A 25,577-nucleotide genomic window follows, 5' to 3' on the forward strand; every position below is an offset into this window, starting at 1 on the left:
ATTTTTTTTATTGGCTTTTTACAAAAGCCAAAGATCGTGTCAGTACGTAATAAAGTAAATAACCTGAAGGAGTTTACAGATACCATCTGTTCCGTTTTCTCCCAATCCTCTACTCAAATATGAATAATGTATCAAATCTGGGACTTTTGTAAATATATGCTTTATAGGGACAAGAAGGAGTTTACAGTCAATATGAAGAATATGTATAATACTCCCAATAAAGAAATAGTTACTGTTGAAATGAACCATTTATAGAAGAAATAGGCATAGCGAATTCATAACTAGGGATTGATTATGAACCTATTTATATTTGAAAACAAAGAAAAATCTATAAAGAAATAGGCTACTTATCACAAGCAACCTATTCCATAATACTTATTGTTGTAAAACTAAATTTAGCATACTATCTCGCTAAATGTTTAATGCAAATTTACAGAAAAGTATAAAAGGAACTTTGCACTTCTAGTTTACTAACGTGTATTATTTGACCAAATAATGTTTTTAACCTCATTCTTTGTATTATTTGTTCGTCTTATATTCTGTGGGGGTACAATTCATTATGTTTTTAAATACTCTATTAAAATATTGAGGTGATGAGAATCCGCTCATATAAGCCACTTCTGATATTGTGTATGCTTCAGAATCTAATAGTTGAACGGCTCTTTTTATTCTCATATCTCTAACAAAGTCGATGGGAGATACCCCCAATAATGACCTGATTTTCCGATAGAACACTGTTCTACTGAGATTCATACTATCGGCAAGGTCTTCAATCTTAAAATCTGGATTTTGCAAACCTTCTTCTACGGCTTGTACTATCTGGTTGATAAAAGTTTCATCAAAATGAGTTATTTGAGGTATTGAAGGAGAAATATCTCCGGATTTTCTTGTAAAATGACGCCTAAGTGCATCCCGCTGTTTCAAAAGCGAACTGATTCTTGCTTTCAGATAACTTGAGCTGAAAGGTTTAGTTATGTAATCGTCAGCACCGTATTCTAATCCTTGAATCCGGTCATCTAATGATGCTTTAGCAGATAAAAGAATAAAAGGGATGTGACTGATATCATGGTTTTTCTTCACAGCTTCCAATAACTCGATTCCATCCATTACGGGCATCATAATGTCACTGATAATGAGATCTGGCATCGCTGAAACTGTTAAGTCAAGTCCGGATTTACCATCTGCGGCTTCTAGTATCCGATAATCCTTTTGCAACATATTCACCAGGAAATGCCTTAATTCTTCATTATCTTCAACTATCAGAATATCAATGTTTTTATCTGTACCTTCTGTCGGACTTGTGTTTTCTGGAATTTTATAAGAAGTAGTGGTCTGCTGGCTATCATTCATGATAAATTCAAGATTTTCATCAGATTTAAAAGCATCATAGTTTATAGGAAGGGATACTTCGAAAACACTTCCTTTACCTAAAGTACTATCTACTTTTATAGATCCATGTAGTAGGTGCACCAATTCTTTCACTAATGAAAGTCCGATGCCACTTGATAAATTATTATCTTTTTGGCCTAGTGTCTCAAATCGTTTGAAAAGAGTATCGATTTGATATAAATCGAATCCTTTCCCCTCATCTTTTATACTAAAGTTCAAGACATTCTTATCGAAAGTAACTGTTATGAGAATATTTTTTCCGTTCGGTGTATATTTGAATGCATTGGATAGCAGATTAAATACTATCTTTTCAAGCTTATCAATATCTGTATAAATGGTTTGATATTCTTGTGGACAGTTTAGTTCAAAATGAATATCTTTTTGATGTGCTATGCTGGAGAAATTTTCGAATGTTTGCTTAAACAGTGGTAAAATATCTACTTGTTCGATATATAACTTCATTTTGTTATTTTGTATTTTTCTGAAGTCAAGTATTTGATTGATAAGCTTTAACATCCGGTCAGTATTCCGTTTAGCAGTTATCATATTCTCATGTCCCTCTTGGCTCAAAGATTCATTATTGATTACCTCTTCGATAGGATTAGCTATCAGAGTGAGCGGTGTACGAAGTTCATGTGAGATATCGGTGAAGAAGCGTAATTTAAGATTAGTAAGTTGTTGCTCAAAATCTACTTTTCTTCTTAAATTTAGAGTGTATACCAGAATTCCCGATACTATAAATATGGTTATCAGTATAAGAAAAGCGTAAACCATCCATGCCCATTTAGTTTCCCAGAAAGTGGGTTCTACGTGTATGGCGAGTGCGGTTATATTCTCTACCCAGACTCCATCTCCATTGGTTGATTTGACTTCTAAGATAAAGTTTCCAGCCGGTAAGTTGACAAAACTGGCTGTATGGTTTTGGTTGATATAGGTCCATTTTTCGCTAACCCCTCTCAGTCGATAGGCGTATTCCAATTTTTCTTTATTGGTAAAATCTAAGGCAGCAAAGGAGATAGATACATTACGTTCGTCGGCTTTTAACTTTAACGTATTGTCTAAAATAGATGATGAGATAGAGAGTTCATCGTTTTTGCGAATATCAGCTTTTGTGAAGACTATTGGTGGAATAAAGGAACTTTTTTGGAGTTTTTTTAAATCTAACTGTAGAGTTCCTTCATAGGTTCCGATATACATTTTATCATCATTGTCTAACACAGAAGGCACTTCGGTAATAGGTAAATATGTGTGAAGGTTGAATCGGTCATAGTTTTCAAACTGGTGCTTCTTTGGATCAAATTTGCAAATAGAGTTTTCAAAGCTAATCCATAAATATCCTTTTTTATCTTCTGTTATAGAATAGGTCATATCCGAAGGTAATCCGTTCTTTTTATTATAGTGAAAGAATTGAATTTGTTCTGATAATAAATTATCAGAGATCATTTTACTAAGTCCACCACTATATGTAATGACGTATATTTCTTTCGATTTGGTTTCGAGTGTATAGAATACATCATTATTGCTTAAACTCTCTGAACGTGACTCTTCACTTTTATTGTGATAAAATATTATCTTCTCTAATTCTTCAAAATTTGTAGAGAATGTTAATAAACCATCCATTGTTCCTGCCATTATAATGCCATCAGAGGTACATCTCATTGTTCTTACTTTTGAACATTGAACTTCTGGGTAGAGTTTTAACCTGTTTCCTTTGTGAATGAAATGTAGATTTGGAAAAGTTCCTTCAACAAGATTGACGCCGCCACCGTATGTTCCAATCCAAATACGCCCTTGTAAGTCTTCACAGATGGAGTAAATGGAATTGGAATTAATGCTGGTTGAGTCATTTGGTTGATGTGTGAATTGAGTTAATTTATATCCGTTTATTCCTTGGGTAGCTACATATAAACCATTTCTCCTGCTCCCCATCCATATTCTATGTTGCTTATCTTCAAAGAAACAATAGATATCTGCACCTAGAGACAGCTGTTTGTCTTTGGCTATATTTCCGGATGCACTTAGATTACCCAAATAGTTTTGGTTGTCATCATAAATTTCTACTTTTTGATTTTTAGAGGCTACCCATAAGTACCCATTACTATCAATGAATAAACCTCGTACTTCTATACCATCTGTATTGGATATATATTGAGAACTTCCGTTCGAAAAGGATATTTTATCAAATCCTGATCCACACCGGGCCCAGAGGTTGTGATGAGAATTTATCATATAGTTCATTCCTACAGCTTGGTAGTAAATTTTATTTCCTTTGTCGTATGAGTAAGCTTGTTCGAAACGTTGAGTTTGGGAATTGTAAAAAGAGAGTTCGCCAAGGGGAGGTAATATCCAGATAGTTCCATGGTCGTCTTCGTGAATAAAACTGTTGTTTATATGTTGAGTAGTGGTAGGATAATCAATAAAATGAATAACGCCGTCATTCATATTACATTGCATTACTTTTTCTCGACCATTGAACATCCATAAAGTTCCATTGCGTGCTTGAAATACTTGTTCAGGTCTTACAGGTTCTGCTTTTTCATCAATAGTTATATACTGGAAGGATTTTGTCAGATAATCAAAAATAAGAATACCGCGTTCGGTTGTGAGTACTAATTTCTTGTCTTGCAAAAGAGATAATTCATAAAAAGATTGGATGGGATGTGGAATTTCGATGTCTTGTATTTGATGATCGGAGTTATAAACAGCTAGTTTTCCAGTGTCTTCCGCCAGAAAAAAAAGTTTGTCTGTTCTGACAGCATGTTTGAATTTTCTTTTACCAGACAATTTATTCTTTCCATAAATCCAGTGTCCTCTATTGGTTAATACCCATTCGTTGTTATACTGATCAAGGGCGATTGAATATATTTGATTTCCATGCTCTGGAACAGAAAATGGAGGAATATATATTAGGCCTTCTTTCTCTTTGTATCTTTTTTCGTCAATGCGCCAAAGACTACCATCATTTCCTATCACCCAGAGTATACCATTTTCTAGAGGGATCATTTTGTTTATTGATTCGCATTGCTTTATATCTGGGTGATATGAAAAAACATCGATATAACTTTCGGCTGCGATATCAAATAAATATATTTTATAGTCATAAGTTTCACACCAAATAGTATTATTATGTCCCATTTTAGCATCCTGTAATCGATTATGTTGTAGTCTAACTTTATCTGTGGGGTAAGATTTATAGTTTTTGAAAGTATACCCATCGAATTTCTCCAATCCGTTCCAAGTGCCCAGCCAGATATACCCTTCTTTATCTTGTAGAATGCTTTGAATCTTACTTTGCGATAAACCGTCTTCAATAGAATAGTGTTTAACACTGATTAAACCTTGAGCGGACACTAGCTTCGTATTCCATATACAAAAAAACAATATTACCAATAGGTGTATTTTTACTCTCATATCGATTAAATCAAAGGTGAATATGATACAAAGTTATACATTTAAAAATCTAATTGAATATAAATTAACCAAGAAATTGGTTGATGGTCAATTTGTGTAATCAATCGCACAAATAGTATAAGAACGTCTTGAGGTAGCCGCCTACATTTGCACTAAATTCTAAAAATAAAGCTATGCGATTGGATAAAATTAAAATGTCAGTGTCCTTATTAGTATTTACTGTATCCTTATCTTCCTGTTACTATAAAAAGGTGGATCCATGGGATAAAATGATCGAGGTTTATGAGCAGATAGTACCTCCTACGTTTCCTGATAAAAATTATGTGATTACAGATTATTATGATGGAAAGGATTCGTTATATACGAAAGCGATAAATCAGGCTATTACTGAGTGCTCAGTTCAAGGAGGGGGAAAAGTCATTATTCCTAAAGGAATATATCCGACAGCTCCCATCCGATTAAAATCAAACGTGAATTTACATTTGGCTGACAGTGCGGTGCTTAAGTTTACTACGGATTATAATCTGTTTGATACGGTACGGACACGTCTTGAGGGAATTGACTGTTATAATATTTCTCCACTAATATATGCCTATGAGGAAGTAAATATTGCAATTACCGGTAATGGTATAATGGATGGGCAAGCTGATAGATCAAATTGGTTCTGTGATGAGAGAATTCGAGGTGTGGTGCAGAAAGATGGTAAGCATACAAACGAAAAGACATTGCTTTATGAAATGAAAGAGGATTCTGTTCCTTTTGACAAACGTGTGTTTAGTGGAAAGAGTAGCATACGACCTCAATTTATCAATCTCTATAAGTGCAAAAATATTCTTCTGGAAGGATTTACGATTAATCGTGCTCCATTTTGGCTGATCCATCCTTTGTTGTCAGAAAATGTAACAATAAGGAAGGTGAAGATGCAAAGTCATGGTTATAATAATGATGGCTGCGATCCGGAGTCGTGTAATAATGTATTGATTGAATATTGTGATTTTGATACAGGTGATGATTGTATTGCTATTAAATCAGGGCGCGATGAAGATGGGCGCTTTTGGAATATCCCAAGTGAGAATATAATAGTGCGTAATTGCCGTATGAAGGATGGGCATGCGGGAGTAGCTATAGGTAGTGAGGTGACTGGAGGATGCCGTAATGTGTGGGTAGAGAATTGCCGGATGGACAGTCCGGAGTTGGATCGTATTATTCGTATCAAATCGAATGCGATACGAGGTGGTGAAGTAGAGAACTTATTTGTCAGAAATATTTTTGTTGGTGAATGTAAAGAGTCTATTTTAGGGATCGAAATGAAATATTGGCGAGTAGAGAAAGGTCCCTATCTCCCTTATTTCCATAATATTTATTTGGAAAATATTATAAGTAAAAAAAGTCAGTACGTGTTGCATTTGGATGGTTTTGAAGACAAAACGCAGATACAGGACATTTTTATAAAAGATTGTGTGTTTGATGGTGTTGGGGAATCAACGATTAATAGAATAATTGGAGCCGATAACATTCGTTTTGAGAATGTGAGAGTGAATGGAAAAATGTACAAATGAAAATAAACTAAAAATAGGAAATATGAGTAAAGAAAAAGTTTTTTTGATTGTTTTTGCACTTTTAATATTGGGTGTAGAGAATATTTTTGCGGGAGGAACAATAATCTCAAATGCTAAGCGTATTGCTTCCGGTAAAATTGAATTGGAACTGAAAACAGGGAAGTTAACGCTTATTCCTTTGAATCAAAATTCCATTCGTGTACAGTTTAGTCAACCAGATTCTGAGCCGGTGGAGGAACTGATTTATACTGAAAGCGTTAAGGCTCCTAAGCCTCAGATAAAGGAAAATGATCAACAGGTATCATTCACCCTTGACGGAATTTCAGTTATGTTTGATAAGCAAACTGAGGCATTAACTTTTAAGGATCGAAATGGACGGGTTATTTTACAGGAGAAAGCTGGAGGGAGGTCAATGGTTAACTCAACTGTACAAGGGGAACCAACTTTTGTTGCTGAACAGAAATTCATATCTCCTGTGGATGAATATATTTACGGTACGGGACAGTTTCAGGATGGATATCTTAACATTCGTGGATTGACCCGGCGCATGACACAGGTTAATACCCAGATTTCGATTCCGTTTATCTTGTCAAGTAAAGGATATGGTTTGCTATGGAATAATTATGGATTGACGGATTTTAATCCGGCAGAAGATTATGTAAAACTGATTCCTGGGACAGAAAATGGGGAAGAAATCACGGTGGATGCTACAAGTACTAGTGGAAATAAAAAGGAAGTGAGACGTATAAACCTGTTTACAGCTTCATTAACAGTGCCGGAAACGGGAAATTATTCTTTATTATTAGATGTTGGGCAACGTATGGCACGCAAATATTTTCTGTCTATAGACGGCCGAAATCTTATAGACGTTAACAATACTTGGCTGCCTCCCACTACATCGTTGATTGTGAAATTAGAGAAAGGAAAACATGAAATTGAAGTACAAGGTGAACGAAACGATAAACCTTTATTATATTGGCGTAAAGTGACGGATGAAACAATATTTCGCTCTCCAGTAGCTCAAACATTAGATTATACAGTATTTGCAGGAGTTGGGGATGAAGTTATAGCCAGTTATCGAGAATTGACAGGAGCTGCACCCTTAATGCCATTGTGGGCAATAGGGTATATCCACTGTCGGGAAAGATATAATACCCAAGAAGATCTTTTGGAAAATGCCAGAGAGTTTCGTAAACGGAAATTACCAATTGATATGATTGTACAAGATTGGCAATATTGGGGAAAGTATGGTTGGAATGCTATGCAGTTTGATGAGGACCGATATCCTGATCCAGCTGCAATGGTGAAAGAACTTCATGACATGAATATGCGATTAATGCTTTCTGTATGGTCAAAAGTAAGTAGAAAGTCTACACTTGGTAAGCAAATAGAGGAAAAGGGATATTATATTTCTGGTACCGAGTGGCTTGATTTCTTTAATCCCAATGCAGCTGCATTTTATTGGAAGAATTTTAATGAAAAATTATTAAAACCTTATCGTATTGACGCATGGTGGCAAGATGCTACGGAGCCGGAAAACGATGATTTAAAGAATCGTCGAGTCAATAAAGGCCAGATTCCAGGGGAAGTTTACCGAAATGTTTATCCTTTATATGTTAGTAAAACTATCTATGAAGGCTTACGTCGGGATGATTCGAAAAGAAGAGCCATGATTTTTACTCGAAGTGGATTTTCAGGAATGCAGCGCTATGCTGCAGCTACTTGGTCGGGTGATGTTGGATACGATTGGGAAACTTTGCGCCGTCAGATTACTGGAGGATTGGGGCAAATGGCAAGTGGATTACCTTGGTGGACCTATGATGCCGGTGGATTTTTCCGACCTCGTAACCAGTATACCAGTCCTGAATATCATGAGATGTTTATTCGTTGGGTCCAAGCGGGAACTTTCTTCCCATTGATGCGAGTACATGGCTATAAAAGCAACACGGAACCTTGGCGTTATGGGGACAAGGTAGAAGGTATTGTTGCTCAATACTTGGATTTGAGATACCGTATGCTTCCGTATATTTATTCTCAAAATGCAGAAATTTTTTTCTCGGGTTCTACTTTGATGCGTCCGCTAGTGATGGATTTTTCAAATGATAGGAAAGCTTTGGAACAAAATCATCAGTTTATGTTTGGGCCTTCATTGTTAGTTGCTCCGGTTACTAAAGCAAATGTAAGTAAATGGAATACATATCTTCCTGATTATGCTGCTGGTTGGATTGATTTTTGGCGTGGAGGGAAATACCAAGGAGGACAAAGTGTTGATATAGATGTTGATATGGAAAAAATACCTTTGTTTGTTAAGGCTGGCTCGATTATTCCATTTGGTCCGGTAAAGCAATATACCTCTCAGGAGGAGGGAGAAAATGAATCATTAGAAATTCGTATTTATCCCGGAGCGGATGCCTCATTTATGATTTATGAAGATGAAGGCAATAACTATAATTATGAGAAGGGACAATTCAGTACAATTGAATTAAACTGGAATGATGCGAAAAAAGAATTGGAGATAGGCAAAAGAAAAGGAGTATTTCCTGGCATGAAGGGAAAAAGAACCTTTAACATCGTTCTGGTTTCTCCACAATCAGGAGTTGGAATCTCTACCTCTTCTTCTGGAGTGACTGTCTCGTACAATGGCAAGGCTACAAAGCTCAAGATAAAATAAGGTGGCTCTGAATCGTTTTGCTATAAATTTTTAATTACTTAATATAGATCGATGATATGAATATAAAATGTTATTACTCGGTATTACTTCTAATACAACTCTTTTTAATTAATTCCATTAATGCTTTGGCTAGTGATAGTATTAATGTCAATAATAACTCTTTTTTTTCATTTGATGAACAAATCGTAAATGGTACTACAGGAACACCGCTTGGAGGGTTTGGGTGCGGGGCTATTAAGTTTGATGCGAATACCGGAACATTCTCAGCGATGACTGTTCCACCAGCTGATGCCTACGATTTCAAGAATGTAGCAGACGCACAATTCCAACTTTTTACAAACCGGAATGGGCAAATAGAGACGAGGAATATTTTAAAAGCAATTCTTACCCATGGAAGACCAAATGATGATGCTATTTGGCCTTTGCATAAAGTTGATTTCGGCTCTGTTAATGGAGTGAGAATCGAATTAACAGGAATCTCACCTTTAGATAATAAGGATTATACGAATATGCATCTTCCTTATGCTTTATATGAGATTAGCCTTACCAATATGGAAAGTTCGGAAGTTATTTCTGCTTTTGCTCTCAAATGGAATAGTGAAAGTGCTCCATTTTTCTCTTTACCGGCAAAAGGAATCTATAGTGATGAATGGAGTATCTTGGTGAAAACTAGTCATTCCAAGGCAGGTGTATCAGTAGGCGATGACAAGGAAAACCGTTTTTTGAGGAGCGGTGTTTGTTCTTCCTCGCAAGAACAGGCACATACAGGCAAGGTTGCTGTAAAAATGAACCTGTTGCCACATGAAACTCAGAAAATATATTTTGTGGTGGCTTGGTATGATCGTACTGACCCTGAAATTGGTTATTATAAGAATTTGTACAAAACTCCGAGGGCGATTGCTGAACATGGTTTAAAGGTATTTTCTAAATTGAAATATAATGCAGAAAAGCTGGTAACAGGAATGCGGGCTTCTAATTTACCCGGTTGGCTAAAAAATCAGACGTTGAATACTTTGGTTAATGTTGTGACTAATTCAATGTATAAAAAAGATGGGAGGGTAGCTTTTGCTGAAGGACAATGGACTTGCTTTGGTACGATGGATCAAATGTGGTTGGCAAGGCAGATTATGTATATGTTGATTCCCTATTATGCATGGCAGGAATTAGCTTATTGGGCTAGAACGCAGATGAAAAATGGACAGATACATCATGATTTTAATGTAATGAGCGTAGGTAAAGAGCGGGAAAAAAGATCAGTCCTTGTTTCTTGGGATGATACAGAGCATATAGATTATAGAAATATTCAGAAATGGGTTGATTTGAATTGTGGTTTTATTATATCTGTTTTTGAGATTTACCGGGCGACAGCTGACCGTAAGCAATTTGATTTATTATGGCCGTATGTTAAAAAGGCTGCGCAACGAATCCTTGATCAGGTAGAACAATATGGCAGTACTAAGTATCCATTTACATTCGATGGATCAGAGAACTCTTATGATGCCGGAGGAAATCCAGATCCGTATAATTCTAATCTTTCAGCTGTTGCTTATAAGATGATGATACAACTGGCAGGTGAAAAAGGGGAGGCTGATTTAGTAAAATTATATGAGAATGCGTATAAGATGGTAGTGAATTCTTTTCATAATCGTTATATCAGAGATGGACAATTTGTGGCAGGTAAGCATTGCGAATCAATATTTGCCGGGCAGTGGTTGGCTTTTCATCTGAAATTAGGAGAAATATGGAAAGCGGAAGATACAGATTTTATATTAAGTAAATTGGAGAATTATTATTATCCTTATTATCGTGGACTTGGATATCCAGAAGGTACTTATGATGAATGGACTCCTTATATTTTAGCCCATTATGGGGGATTATTACTTAATACCGGTCGATTAGATCAATGGCATGCCATGCAGAAAGATTCCTATTTGCGACAGTATTTGGATCGTGACAGAGTTTTTGATCATCCATTGAATATTTTGCCTCTTGTGAATGAACCGAAATGGGTATCGACAAATATAAAGAGTAAAAAGCAATATATAAGTATTCCTGCTATGTGGAGAAATTATTATGATATTGTAGGGTTTCATCGCGATTTTCGTAGTAAAGAATTGTGGATAAAACCAATTATTCCTAAAACGATGAATCATGAAATGAAAAATGCAATGTTCATTTCTCCGGAAGGTTACGGTTATATAGATTGTAAGGAAAGCGGTGAATATATGCAAGATAAGGAAATCGTGATTCGGACGGAGAGTCCAATGCCTGTAAGTACTTTGTATTTATCAGATAATTTTGAAGAAAATATTTCTGTAACGATTAATGGCAAAAAATATCCTTTTACACGAATAGGCTCGGGCTATGCGAAAGAGATAGCGGTTAGATGGAATGGAAAGATTACAGAAAAAGGGATACGTATAGTGGTAAAAGGTACACCTGAAAAGAAGGTAATTCCTATACCAGTGAAACCTGTAACTGGTGTGATTTCTAACTCTTCAATAAATCAAATGTCTCCATATGAGACTATGGAGGCTGAAAATGCAGATAAGTTGGCAGGAACTAGTATTGTGCAGTCCAATAAGGGAAATAGATATGTGACCTCCTGTAATAATTTCGATTATATTCAATTCTCTAATATTGATTTTGGGAAAAAAGGGGCTACTCAATTAAAAATTAGAGTTTCTGGTTTATCTGAAAATTCTGAGATAGAAGTTGTACTTGATGATACATCAGGTACAGTAGTTGGTAATTGTAAGGTTCCTGCTACAGGTGGAGAGGAAGTATGGGTGGAGCTAGAATGCCCGGTGGGAAAAATTACGGATATTCATAATGTCGTTTTACGCTTTTATGGAAATAGCTCTGATAATTTAATGAATATTGATTGGATTCGTTTTAAATAACAGAATATATGTATGATGAGATTTTTTGAGAGAGATTGAAGGAAATAAAAAGTATAGATTGAGAAGATACGGAAATATTTAAATATGTCTAATCTATGCTTGTTAAGATAGCGAATAATTAATTTATTCTTAGATGGAAAATCCCGGGAAGTTTTAAATCCCGGGATTTCTATATTCATTCTTGCTCAAAAGTCTCTTCTTCTTTATCATCATTTTCCTTTTCTTCCGGATCATTCTTACCGCGTAAATATACGGATGGAGATACTCCGAACTGTTTCTTGAAGCATTTACTGAAATAGAATGGGTCTTCGATACCTATCTTGTAAGATACCTCTGCCACTGTATAACGATTTTCAAGTAAAAGTTCGGCAGCTTTCTTCATGCGGATGATACGCATGTATTCATTGGGGGAATAACCGGTTATTCCACGTACCTTGCGATAAAAGGTTGAACGCCCCAGTCCCATTACTGAAGCAAGGTCATCTACGGCGAATTCACTGTTACTAATCTGTTCTTCCAGAATAGCCTGAAGCTTATCGGCAAATTGTTTGTCTTTCTCTGACGTACAGATAGCAGGAGTTATCATTCCCGGATCATCCGAGAATTTCTTCCGTAACTTTTCACGTTGCTTTATCAGTTGGAATGCTCTTGCCAGTAATAGCTTGGGACTGAATGGTTTGGTGATATATGCATCCGCTCCGCTTTCCACGCCTTTCAGGTGATTTTCCGCTGAACTCATAGCCGTTAATAATATAATAGGTATATGACTGGTATCGAAATCATTTTTAAGTTTGCGGGTGACTTCGAATCCCGTAAGCCCCGGCATCAATACGTCGCAGATGATGAGATCAGCATCGTAAGTACGTGCGCGTTCTAAGCCTGAAAGTCCGTCCGCTTCAGTTACCACCTCAAAATAAGGTTTGAACTCTTCTTTCAGGAACTCACGTACATCGTTGTCATCCTCGATGATCAACAGTTTGTACTGATTTGAAGGAGTTTTTTCCTCTGCAATATCTATGTCCGGAATGTTTTCCTCTTCATAGCTTTCCTCACGATGCCTTTTCTTCCAGAAAGGCATCGTGAGGAATCAGGAAGTCTTTCTCTTCATATACACTGGTGTCGGTGGGGAGTGAAACCGTGAAAACAGATCCTCCCCCTTGATTCTCATCGTAAGTAATGCTGCCTTTATGAACATTTACAAGTTCGTGTGTCAGGTGCAATCCTATTCCGGTGCTGTTACTTGAGAAGTTGCTTTGCATGAAACGTTTGAACAGTTCTCCCCGTTTCTCTTTGGCAATGCCTATTCCTGTGTCTGCTACGGAAATTTCCAGACATTTCTTATGCTCGTCTACTATGGCTGAAAGTGTGACTTTACCATTGCTTGGAGTATATTTGAAAGCATTGGACAATAAATTATAAACCACCTTGTCCAGATTTCCTTTGTCGATAAACATTTTATAAGAAGCTACCGAAGGTTGAAAACGGAAATCCATGTTTTTAGAGGCCGCTGTGTCCTTAAAACTTAAAAATATCTCATGAAGGAAACCCATGACATCTGTTTCTTCCAAAGAAAGGGCCAGTTTGTTGTTTTGCATTTTTCGGAATTCCAATAACTGATTAATCAGGCGCAACATACGTTGTGTACTTTTATTCATGACTTTCAGTGAATTGGTCATTTCCTTGGGAACTTTGTCTATACTTTGTATTTTTTCTAACGCTCCTTGTATTAAGGTCAGGGGAGTACGGAATTCATGTGAGATATTCGTAAAGAATACAAGCTTATATTCCGTCAGTTGCTTTTCTACCTGCACTTTATTACGCAAAAGATTGAAATCACGCACTAACTTGTAGGTGATGTAAAGCGCAACAATAAACAATAGGGTATAAATGAGGAATGCCCAGGATGTTTGCCAAAAGGGAGGAGCTATTGTAATTTTCAGAACGGCCTCCTGATCGCCTGAGATGCCGGTAGCATTGCAGACTTTTATATGCAGACTGTACTTACCCGGTGGTAGGTTTTTGTAAGATGCAAAGCTGAGCGGAGAGGGTTTACTCCATTCTTTATCATAATTCTCTAAACGATAAGTATAGGTATAACTGTTTATTTTCGAATAATCGAATGTCGTGAAATCTATTACGAATGATCTTTGAAAATACTTCAATTCTATTTCATCTGTGTACATCATGGCTCTGTTTAACGGTGAATCAGTATCTCCCGGGCGCATGGATATTCCGTTGACTTGCAGATTAGTGAAAGTAACCACCGGATTGAGAGCAAAATTAATTCCTGTTTGTCCGGGGTTGATTACCAGTAATCCGTAGTTGGTACCAAATAGTAAACTGCCATCTTTACTGACGCATGAACTATTGTCACTATATACATCTCCCAGTGTATAAGCCGAGGAGAAGAAGTTTTCGAAAGCCTGCGTTTCAGGAGTGAAGCGTGAAATACCATATTCGGTTGCGATCCACAGTTTTCCTTGCCTGTCTTCTGCAATAGCCTGAACCATGTTGTTTACCAATCCATTGTTGGTATCATAATGTTTGAATTCCAAATTCTTATAGCCATTATCCGGGGTACACATGCTTAAGCCGCCGCCTGATGTGCCGATCCATATCCGGCCTTTAGTGTCTTGATAGATACATTTTATCTCATTGCTGAGTAGTTTCCCATTATTGTAATTGTAGGTCAGGTAATTCGTGGAATTGGCTATCAGAGAGTCCGGATGAAACACAGATACTCCGTCACTGTTTCCTATCCACATCCATCCGTTTTTATCTTCCATGATGGCGCGTGTTCGTCGCTGTCCGAAACTTTTGTTCAGAAAATGCCGGAAGGTATATCCGTTTTCACCTTTGACGGCTAAATCCAGTCCGCCTCCGAAAGTTCCTATCCACATTCTCCCTTTCTGGTCGCAGTATAAGATAAAGATATTATTATTGCTGATGGATGAAGCATTCCCGGATTGGTTGGTATACCATTTATCACCAATGCGAAGACCCTCGCCACGACTTCCCATCCATACGGTTCCTTCATTATCTTCGGCTATCGCATAAATATTGGAGTTGAAATGAAGTTTCTTTTTCTGTGTCTTCATTTGCGGATCATAGACAATGACTCCTCCGCCCCGGGTACCAATGCAAATATCATCATTTTTTAACCGGGTAATCATACGTACGGTATTTGAACGGTCTGACAAAGAGACAGCCTCCGGAAAAATGCGCTTTATTCCTTCATTTAAAATCGTCAGGCGCGCTATTCCGGCATATTCGGAACTAACCCAGATAGCACCTGAACTATCTTCCATGAGATATTGCAGATAATTGGAACTGATATGGCTGAAGCCGTCAATCTGAAAGTCGAAATGTTGGAGTTCTTCTGTAAGGGTATCGTAGGCAAACAGTCCGTTGCCATAGGTGGATATCCAGATGATGCCTCGGGAATCATGTACTACGTGATAGCGTTCCATATCCACGTAGTTTAATTTGTCGGGAGTGGAGAGTTGAAGAGTCTTGAGGGCGCGGGTCTTCGAGTTGACATACCACACCTTACCGGTATTGTTATAGATCCAGAAGTTACCGAGATTGTCCGTCAGGACATTTCCGTTTTTAATGTCCAATTCTGCCTGACGGTGGATTCGGTTTGTTTTTGTATTGAACAGGTATCCTCCGTTCGAAGTGAATATAACCCAGTCATCTTGCAGACAAAGCGTGCCGTATATGGTCAGGGCACTTTTCTCTTTTTGTAAATGGGCAACTGTTACGCTTGGCTTGTTTTCTTCTTTTTTAGAGATGATACCGTTTGTTGACAGGAAAAAGATATCTTTTCCGAAAGATTGTGCGGCAAAAGTATTGCGCTTTTCAACTAGGATAGTCTTATCACCGGTTACCTGCACTACGCCACAATCGGTACCTATCCAGATATTTCCCTGCTCATCCGGGTATACATAAGCGACACTGTCTGAGGGAAGATTGCCTAAAGATTTTCTAAAACTGACGGAAGAAAATGCTTCGTTTTGATAAGTCACCCGCCGGCAGCCGTTTCGGCTGTTCCATAGCCATACGTCACCATTGGCGGCTTCTGCCTTGCGGTCGTAGTTTTGTCTGTATTCGCCACAGCCGGTGAAATCTACGAAACAATCTTTTCTTAGATCGTAGCAATTGAAGAATTCTCCGGAAGTTTCTATCCACAGGAAACCATTCTTATCCTCGCTGATGGTTCTGGCGTGATTGGTCGACAAGGAGATCCGGTTGTTACCGGATTCGCTTTCCGGGAGGAAAGTGACAAATGAATTGCCATCGTAGCGGCTGAGACCATTCAGGGTTCCCATCCAGATAAATCCTTTGCTATCCTGGAATATGTAACAGATGGAATTGTTGGCCAGTCCGTCTGTGGTTGTCATGTGCGTAGAGCGCACTTCGATGGATGCAGAAATACTAAGGAGGCTAACTAACAAAGATACACACGTAAGCAGGATATGCTTTTTCATACTTCATAGATTTTAGTGCGAAACAAAAATACGGAAAAAGTGCATTGTAACAGACTATCAATGCACTTTTGTTTTTTAATCCATGTGGAACACTTCAGGCAGGGGTATGGTTACCGGAGAATTGTCGGGATTCACCTTCATGATATCTGCCATATAATCCCACCATTTTTGTACAATAGGGCTGGCACCCATATCTTGCGAGGATTCTTCGCCTTTCGTTTTCTGGCAGGCAAAGAGGATGTTGGTTTCTTTGTCCCAGTAGATGGAGTAATCATACACTCCACCGTCGGACAACATCTTTTTCAACTCCGGCCAGATGGCCGCATGTCTTCTTTCATATTCCTTTTCGTAGCCGGATTTCAGGAACATTTTGAATGCTTCTCTTTTCATGGTAACTTTGGTTTATAGTGAGCTAATTGGAATCGGTCACACTGAAAATCGGTTCTTGTGTTTTCTGTTCGGTGCGGTAGAACTGAATGGCGCTGTCATTCATCTTCGGATGTTGTTTATTTAGCAAATTGATCATTTCGGCACCTGCCCAGATCACAGGACCATAGCCGTGCGCAGCATACACATTGACCGGACGATAATAATAGAAAGCCGGATCGAATGCCATGCCGGTGCCTACACAAGTTCCTTCCACCTGTCCTTCTGCATTGATCTGTGTGGAGACGGCTTGCCAACCCAATTGAGCAACCGGGCCGTAGGCCATTGCATCCAGCCATCCTTGGTTGATGGCATGGGCGATGCAATATACATAGATGGCTGTTGCTGAAGTTTCCAGATAAGAGTCATTCCGGTCCAATAACTGATGCCAGAGTCCTTCTCCACTTTGGCAGGCAGCTAAACCACGAACATGTTCGCGAAACAGCTCCATGAGTTTTGCACGCTGAGGATAATTTTCCGGCATTACGTCCAGTACTTCGGTCATGGTGAGCAAAGCCCAGCCATTGGCACGTCCCCAATGGAAAGCCGGGTGATCTTGCATACCTTCTACCCAACCGTGGCGGAATAGTTTCTTTTCCGGTACCCACATCCGTTCTGCAAACTGGAATATCTGCCTGGTAGCTTCTGCAAGGTAATTGGGCTTATTATCTTTGGCCAATTTAGAATACCAGGCAACAGGCGGAACCCCCATAAACATATCGTCCAGCCACAATGTATTGTATTGGGGACGGATACGGGCGAAAGTTCCGTCGGCAAGGCGGTATTCCTTGTTCAAGATAAAGTCGAGGTAATTGTCTATCAAAGGATAGAGATTGAGAGATTGATCTTGTAATTGGGCTTTGATCATGGCTGCACATACGGCTCCGGCATCATCGAGGGCATGGGGAGTCAGAATTTGTTTCATTTGTGGATCAACCTGACCACTTTTCTCTTGTAATTCCCGGAAATGCGGCGCTACTTCTGCAAGGAAATTAAATCGGTCAGTGACGTATTTCATGTAGTTGGCGTCTCCCGTAGCTTTGGCAGCGGCCATCATGGCAGAGTACGTAACTCCCCATTCATAACTGGCAAGGCGGAAAGCGCCTCGTTCCAGCTGTGCATCAGCCGGTAGGTTCTTGTAATCTGTGATTACCTTTCCGGTCTTTTTACTAACAACGCGGGTAGGAGTGTTCTTTTCCAGATAGCGGAGTATGCGGTCGATATCTGTCTTTATTTCTGTAGTCGTAAGTTCTTTATAAGGGACTTTGTAAGCCGGTTGTAATAGATGCAACGGAGTGTTGGAGTCATTTATTACTTCTTTCTTTTTCTGGGCGTAGATACTAATACCGGTTAACAACAAGGCACCTGTTAGGCAAAGAGTCTTAATATTCATAACTTATAGTTCTTTATCTTTTGGGTTATTACTTAAAATTATATCCTCTGAACCATCCTTTCAGGTCCGGACCGAAATAGAAACCGGGTTGGGTAGGCTGGTTGTAAGCTACGTTCTGTGTGGCAATGCTGATACGATACACCGGATCTTCCAGGAAAGTATGGAAGCGGTAATCAGTGACTATCGGAGAGACATAAAGACGGAGAGCGGTGTTGTCTTCCGTGCGGAGGAGAACTTCCTCACGCCAGTCACCGATAATGTCGCCTTGCAGACAGGGAGTTGCTTTGGTGCCGCTGTTTGATGCGGCTCCGGTGAAAGTAGCCAGTGGTTTGCAAACGCCGGCTTTCCAGTCGTATTTGGAAACTACATTCTTATCCAGCAATTCACGAAGCAGATCTCCATCCCACCATACAGCCATGTTGGTAGAAAAGCTTTCTATATCCGGATTGATTACTTCTCCTTTAATATTACGTAGTCCTTTCGATTCCCACGACCACATTTCCACACCCGGATTCGTCGGGTCGATATCAGCTGCCATACAACGTCCTACATCTGTACCACTTTTTACCTGGAACAAAACCTTGCCCGTTGCCGCATCACGGAAACTTGAGCCGTCTCTTTTATTTTCGTGACAATCCCATACCTGGAGTCCTTTCATTGTAGGGGAGAATTTCGTCAGATGTATGGCATCCCCGTGTCCCATTCCGGTGGAATAAAGCCCTTTACCATTATTATCAATAGCGCAGGAACCGTAGATGATTTCATCACATCCGTCTCCATCTACATCGCCTACACGAAGATTGTGATTGCCTTGACCTGCATAAGCTTCATTTCCGGGAGTGTTACTATCGAATACCCAACGTTGCTTTAGTTCTTTTCCATTCCAATCGAAAGCGGCAAGTACTGCACGTGTATAATATCCGCGACACATGACTGCACTGGGATGAACACCATCCAGATAAGCCACGGCTGCCAGGAAACGGTCGCTACGATTGGCACGGTTATCTCCCCAATCTTCCAGTTGTCCGCGTTCGGGAATATAGTCGATTGTCTTCATGGCTGCTCCTGTAAGTCCATTGAAGACGGTGAGGTATTCATTGCCTGTCAGGATACGTCCCTGATTGCGCAAAGGATCTCCCTGGCGTGGTTTACCGCGGGGATCTTCTTTATCGAAGTCGCCGCCGGTGGGTTGTGTAGGGTCCCCTGGTTCACGATAATCGGCAGAGGCATCTCCGATGATATTTCCCTGGCCATCAATAGTGCCGTCGGAAGTTTTCATGATGATTTCGGCACGTCCGTCCCCATCGAAGTCATAAACCATGAACTGGGTGTAGTGTGCACCTGCACGGATATTGCGTCCCATATCAATGCGCCAGAGTCTTTCACCGGTTAGACGGTAGCAATCAAAGAATACATTGCCTGTATACCCGTCGTGGGCATTGTCATGAGCATTTGTAGGGTCCCATTTGAGAATGATCTCATATTCTCCGTTGCCATCTACATCTCCGATGGAAGCGTCGTTGGGAATATAGGTATATTTCTGTCCCGCAGGAGTTGTGCCATCTGTCGGAGGATCAAGAGGAATATTGATATAGCCTGTCGGTGCGTTGGCAGGCAAGGTGTAGCTACCTTCGATGTGTCCGGTTTCTGCACCGTCCACAACTGGTCTTATGGTATAAGTAGCTGCTTTCTTACTTTCATATGTATCCCGATAAAAGGTTCCTGTTGTGGCAGGTACTTCAGCTACTTTCTTTCCGTCACGATAGAGGTTGAAAGAAGTGTTTACCGGATCGGAAGAAAGATATCGCCAGGAAACAGCTACTTCTGACTGGTTTTCGCGGATAGCTACCACACCTCTTCCCAGCTTTTCCTTTTGCAGCTTCGAATAGTCATAAGCCGGAGCATTAGCCGCTATTTTGTATTTTGGTGCAGTCAGGGCACCGGATACTCCGATGGAGATCACTGTAATTGCTGCAATACTTATCAAGAATTTTAAAGAAGGTTTTTTCATAATACTTGTAGTTCTCATTAGTTGCAAAATTACGACTTCATACGGGATCTTTCCATGGACTAATATGCAATATTTATGGAATATCGTACAATTATCGGCTCATCTTAGAATTTATTGCCATAGATTTTCCTTAAACTCAATCTCAACGATACGTAGTTCGTGGTTAGCTTTATCCCCATTCTTGGCTTTGAATAGATCCAGTTCATTGGCAACAGGAGCAGCTACTTCTACAATTTGTCCGAAAGCATCTCCTTCTTTGCTGGCTCCCTTCAGACGGACGGTAATCTCGTCGGTTAATACGGGCTTCACTTTCAGATGGACATATCCCAGACTTTTTGCAGTTTCTCCACTCCAGATCAGTTCGTCACCTGCATAAATTTCCAGCGGGTAGCTGCGCATACGCCACCCGGTCAGTTTCAGACACACTTCATCTACCCGTGCAGCACGTTCCAGATGATAAGTAATCCAGGCAGTGTTTACTTTACCGTCATTTTTCCATTCGCTCAGTTCATTATCATCAAAGCTATGGACGGCATCTTCATTATTGGCACCTGCTACGGCGGATAAAACGGCAATATCTACCTTGGTATCTTTGTAAGAAGGTGTGAGTGGAGTTTCTCCGCGGGTTAACCAGCCTTCCAGTTCGTTTCCGGGGATATATTTGCTTAGCCCGTCTTTCATTTCTACCGGTAAGGATGAAAGACTGATTTCAGCTGGTTTCAAGCCATCTGCTTTCGCTGTTATGCGGACTTTTCCTGCGGTAGTCAGAGAGCGGAGCAGGGCACGGTTGATGCCACATTCTACGGGTAAATCTTTTGAAAGAATATAGTTGTCTTTTCCTTGTGCGATGCCTCCACACCATTCGGCAGGGCCTTCCACTTCAAAATGTATCAGATCATTGGCTAACGGGCAACGTCTTCCATGCTTATCCATAACTTCTACCTGAAGCAACACCATGTCTGCACCGTCCGCTTTCCATCCGTCAGGGCTCTGAACAAAAGTCAGTCTGATTTCTTCCGGTTTTCCTGCCGTTTGGAGTTCCGTACGGCAACATTCTTTGCCTGTTTCATCATAGCCTATGGCTTCCAGCTTTCCTGTTTCGAACTGTACATCTTTGAAAGTATACAGGAAATGATATTCCCGTTCACCTTCTCCCAGAGATTTTCCGTTCAGGAAAAGTTCTACTTTGTCAGCACCGGAAACCACATATACCGGTTTTATTACATCTTCTTTGTAGTTCCAGTGTCCGATGATGTGAATGCGCGGCTGCTCTATATCTACCCAACCGTCCCACATCACCTGATGGGCATAAAATGCATCCTTTGGAATACGCATGGCATCTGTCACTCCGCTGCGACGATAGTTTTCTTCACCCCGAAAGTGGGTATTTGTATCCGAGAAGATAATTTTCACTCCACCTGAACTGATACGTGTACCTGTCCCCGGACGTTCCTGCCAATAGTCGAACCAGCGGCGTATATTTTCAACAGCCAGCATGTCCTGATTATGGTTGTAGTCGCTTGCATCCTTTCCACGGTACAGTGGTCCGGCACCTTCTTTATGGTAAGGATAGCTGTATTCATCCCAATACTTGCGCAGTCCTTCGTCACGGCTGTATTCCATAGCCCACATGGGGTGATGGGCACTTTTGTTGATGTAAAGCATTTCACCGCCATATTCAGCTTCCCGTATATCCAGCATCTCGCGCGATCCGATGGCTCGTCCGCCGTACGGATCATGTTCGTCACGTATGGCTTTCATTTCCAACATATGCTCACGGCTGATGGATTCATTTCCCGATTCATAGAAAAGGATGCTCGGATTGTTACGATTGTATATGATAGCATCGCGCATCAGTTCTTTCCGTTGCTCCCATTGCCTGCCGACACAGTCCTTTTCAGCGTCACCTGCCGGCATAGCTTGAATCAGCCCTACACGGTCGCACGATTCAACGTCCTGTTTCCAGGGGGTGACGTGCATCCAGCGAACCAGATTGGCATTACATGCTGTCATTAATCCATTGCTGTAATCGCTTAACCAGGCCGGTATGCTCATACCTACTCCCGGCCACTCGTTACTGGTTCGTTGTGCGAAACCTTTCATTTGCAGTACACGGTCGTTCAGCCAGATTTTACCATCACCGAAGCGCGTCTTGCGAAATCCTGTGCGGGTGGATACTTCATCTACTTTCTTATTATCTACCCACAGACTGGTCTTTATTGTATAAAGATATCCGTAACCCCAACTCCAGAAGTGCAGGTTTTCCACTTCTGCCGCCGCTTTCAGTGTAGCGGTTTCTCCGGGTTTCACCAATACCGGTTCACAGGAAAAAGTCTTCACTGTATTTTTGTCCCGGTCTATCACTTCCACTTGGTAGGAGACAAGCTTATTCTTCCGATGTTCATTTTTTATTTGAGATTCCGCATGAATGGTTGCCTTGCGCGACTTCACATGGATATCGTCAGCATATACATATACGCCTGTTGTTTTCAGATTGCTATATAAGGGGAGGGTTTGATAGAGTTTATCCGTGACGTGCAACCATACATTTTTAGGTATCCCACCATAATTGGCATTGAAGTTCCGGTTGTTCCACTGATACTTGGTATCCGTATTCCGTTCTTTGTAATCCCAGTTATTGTCAATGCGGATGGCGATTACATTTTCCTGTCCATATTTTATATGAGGTGTCAGGTCGAAACCGACGGCCATAACTCCGTTCTCGTGGAAGCCGATGTATTTGCCATTGATATAGAAATCAGCACCCTGACGTACACCTTCAAATTCGATAAAGACTTTTTTCTGGTGATTGTTTGCGGGGAGGCGAAAATGTTTCCGATACCATACGATGGTATCTGTCAGTTGTTCGATGCTCAGTCGGAAAGCTTCGTTTTCATTGAAAGCATAAGGTAATGTCACTTCTTTCCAATCCGCATCCGCATAATTTATTTTTTCTGCGCCGGATTTATCTCCTACGGATAGTAACCAACCTGAATTGAAATTATATTTATCCCGTGATTCGGAAGCTGACGCATGTAAACTTGTCCATAGAAAGGTCAGCAAAAATATGGAAAATAGGTGTTTCATAGTTTTATCTCTTTTTGATTAGAATACAAAAGTACGGTAAAATATATTATTCCTCACTATGCATAATAAAACAAAACGAGTTCTGGGTATTTACTCCCAAAACTCGTTTGTCTGTTCTGTAGAATCAATTAATAACCGGGATTCTGCAGGGCGTCCTTTTCCTCTTTGCTCAGAGCACTGCCGGATGCATTGGTAATACCATCCAGGAATGATTGTGGAATGGGGCGATAATAGTGTTTAGATGAATTAAACTCACCGATACCTCTGGATACACCATCATTAAATTTGTGCCAGCGTGTGTCTAATGTTTTGGTACGTGCCAGGTCTTCCCAGCGGAGTAACTCACCGCAAAGTTCACGAGTACGTTCATTCAATAAGAAACACATCATCTTGTCTGCATTACTGCTACAACCTAATTCTGTATAGATGGGGGCATCTGCAGAAGAGTTATAAACATCTTCTACACTGCTTAGTATCATTGCATTCTTGGTGGAAGCCGTTGTTTCCTGTCCTTCCATATTATTGGATTCATAGTAAGTATTGGCATCAGAATAGATTGCACCGTCAGCGGAATAACCTCCACCTTTGCCGGAGCAATAAGAATTGTTCTTGTATGACTGACCGCCATCTACATTTTTGCTACGATCTTCGCCGGCCGCATAGCCTGCACGTTCACGAAGTTTGTTGATCCATTCGATTGCATTGCTATAATTAGACTCACCTTTACGGATATAGGCTTCTGCAATCATCAGAACGTCATCGGCCGAACGGGCGATAATGGCGTCGCGTGTACCGAACTGCGAAGCGATCGAGTTACGATATCCATCGCGGAATTTGGATAAAGCTACAGAACGTTTGTGAGGAATGATACCATAATAGTTGCCTGTATAAGAGGATACATTCCAGCTATGAGCTTGGCTTTTGAAATAGCGAACATAAGTATGGGTATTACAAATAACACCGTTTTTCAGCACGTTCTGAGTCGGATCATTCACATACGATTCATAACGGGTATCTCCCGGATTATTCACGATATATTTGAGGCCAAGCTCACCAGCAACAAAACGTTTATCGCCTTCTTTCGCTCCTGCGGGAGCATATCCGCTGGCAATGTCTTCTTTAGTCCAGGTGGGCGCACCGTTTGTATCGTTCGCTCCGTAACAGGTGATGAATGATTTCCAGAAGCGAGAGTCGTTTACGCGGTCAAACACCTGCATGGTATATTCGGTTGCACTGACATACGAGAATTCACGTCCTCCTGAGATATCACGTTTGGTTCCCGCCATATCTTGATATACGGAAGGATAGTAAAGATGCATTTGATTACCGTAGCGTCCCCATGTGGCTTCGTCATTGGAGAATTGAGCGGCTAAAATAACTTCACTTACTTTTTCATTCGCTCCATTGGGCTCATTATAATCCCACAGTTCTACATAGTTAGTGCACAGGGGATGTGCTGCAACTACTTCCTGTCCGTATTTGATGACAGCATCAAGGTCAGTTGATACATAACTGCTGTTCCAGCCGTTATACAATTCTGAAGCACGGAATAAATGGGCTTTTGCCAGGAAATGTGCGGCGGCATATTTCGTGATGCGCCCTGTCGCTTCCCCTTTTTGAGGCAATAATCTATATGCCTCTTCCAGGTCTGCTATAATTTGAGCATAGATTTCTTCTTCACTGTTGCGTGTAAAGTAAGTCTCTGCACTGGTTGAAGGAGTCAGTTTCAAGGGGACTCCTCCGAACTGCTTTACCAGTTCAAAATATGCATAGGCTCTTAAAAAATAACCTTCTCCCAAGCGGGTATTGTAAGTTGCACTACTCTGATTATAGTATTGCGGCATATTGCTGATAATGATATTTGCCGGTTCTACTAATCCATAATAATTATCCCACATCGGCTGGTTGGCTCCGTTCTCAGAAGAATTTAAGTCTTGGCTATAGTGATTCCATGCCGGCATGGTGTTGTTGGCATCTGTAAATTCGTCTACACCCATGTTATGGCATTCGATAGCCCAGATGTAGTTGAATTTGAATTTCAGTTTCTGATAAGCACCTGTCACCAATTCGTCCAGACCTTCCTGCGTCTTGAAACGGTCTGTGCTGTATTGGGTCTTTAAATCTTCATCCAAAAAAGATTCGCTGCATGAAGTCATTGAACCGCCTATCACACTGGCTAATGCGGCTGCAAATAATATTTTGTTTAATTTCATAATGTTCTTTCTTTTTTAATGGTT

9 protein-coding genes and 1 pseudogene are annotated in these 25,577 nt (G+C 40.2%); 3 read left to right on the top strand and 7 right to left on the bottom strand.

Annotated features, from left to right (window positions below):
• Positions 1-519: 519 nt before the first annotated feature.
• Positions 520-4,800, bottom strand: coding sequence for a hybrid sensor histidine kinase/response regulator transcription factor (locus BACCELL_RS14820; protein ID WP_007212678.1), 4,281 nt, complete (start codon positions 4,798-4,800; stop codon positions 520-522).
• Between the two features lie 173 nt (positions 4,801-4,973).
• On the opposite strand from BACCELL_RS14820, the gene BACCELL_RS14825 reads away from it, so the two are divergent.
• The 3 genes from BACCELL_RS14825 to BACCELL_RS14835 are packed head-to-tail and all read left to right on the top strand — an operon-like array spanning position 4,974 to position 11,933.
• A complete protein-coding gene (locus tag BACCELL_RS14825; RefSeq protein WP_052309556.1) occupies positions 4,974-6,359 on the top strand; it encodes a glycoside hydrolase family 28 protein in 1,386 nt (461 codons plus the stop codon).
• Positions 6,360-6,381: 22 nt separating this feature from the next.
• A complete protein-coding gene (locus tag BACCELL_RS14830) occupies positions 6,382-9,030 on the top strand; it encodes a glycoside hydrolase family 31 protein (RefSeq protein ID WP_007215422.1) in 2,649 nt (882 codons plus the stop codon).
• 56 nt (positions 9,031-9,086) lie between these two features.
• Positions 9,087-11,933, top strand: a complete 2,847-nt coding sequence (locus BACCELL_RS14835) for a carbohydrate-binding protein (protein ID WP_007212681.1) — start codon at positions 9,087-9,089, stop codon at positions 11,931-11,933.
• A gap of 175 nt (positions 11,934-12,108) precedes the next feature.
• Here BACCELL_RS14835 and BACCELL_RS14840 read toward each other — a convergent pair.
• The 6 genes and pseudogenes from BACCELL_RS14840 to BACCELL_RS14865 all read right to left on the bottom strand — a co-directional run bounded on the left by BACCELL_RS14840 (position 12,109) and on the right by BACCELL_RS14865 (position 25,553).
• Positions 12,109-16,423 (bottom strand): annotated as a pseudogene (locus tag BACCELL_RS14840) (two-component regulator propeller domain-containing protein).
• Between the two features lie 75 nt (positions 16,424-16,498).
• A complete protein-coding gene (rhaM, locus tag BACCELL_RS14845; protein ID WP_007212684.1) occupies positions 16,499-16,813 on the bottom strand; it encodes an L-rhamnose mutarotase in 315 nt (104 codons plus the stop codon).
• Positions 16,814-16,835: 22 nt separating this feature from the next.
• Complete coding sequence (locus tag BACCELL_RS14850; RefSeq protein ID WP_007212685.1) at positions 16,836-18,242, bottom strand: glycoside hydrolase family 88/105 protein; 1,407 nt, start codon at positions 18,240-18,242, stop codon at positions 16,836-16,838.
• 28 nt (positions 18,243-18,270) lie between these two features.
• Positions 18,271-20,253, bottom strand: a complete 1,983-nt coding sequence (locus tag BACCELL_RS14855; RefSeq protein ID WP_007212686.1) for a rhamnogalacturonan lyase — start codon at positions 20,251-20,253, stop codon at positions 18,271-18,273.
• A gap of 111 nt (positions 20,254-20,364) precedes the next feature.
• Positions 20,365-23,340, bottom strand: coding sequence for a glycoside hydrolase family 2 protein (locus tag BACCELL_RS14860; RefSeq protein WP_007212687.1), 2,976 nt, complete (start codon positions 23,338-23,340; stop codon positions 20,365-20,367).
• A gap of 128 nt (positions 23,341-23,468) precedes the next feature.
• Entirely contained in the window at positions 23,469-25,553 is a 2,085-nt protein-coding gene (locus BACCELL_RS14865; RefSeq protein ID WP_007212688.1) for a RagB/SusD family nutrient uptake outer membrane protein, read from the bottom strand.
• Positions 25,554-25,577: the final 24 nt, after the last annotated feature.

It is taken from the genome of Bacteroides cellulosilyticus DSM 14838, assembly GCF_000158035.1.
Taxonomy (GTDB): domain Bacteria; phylum Bacteroidota; class Bacteroidia; order Bacteroidales; family Bacteroidaceae; genus Bacteroides; species Bacteroides cellulosilyticus.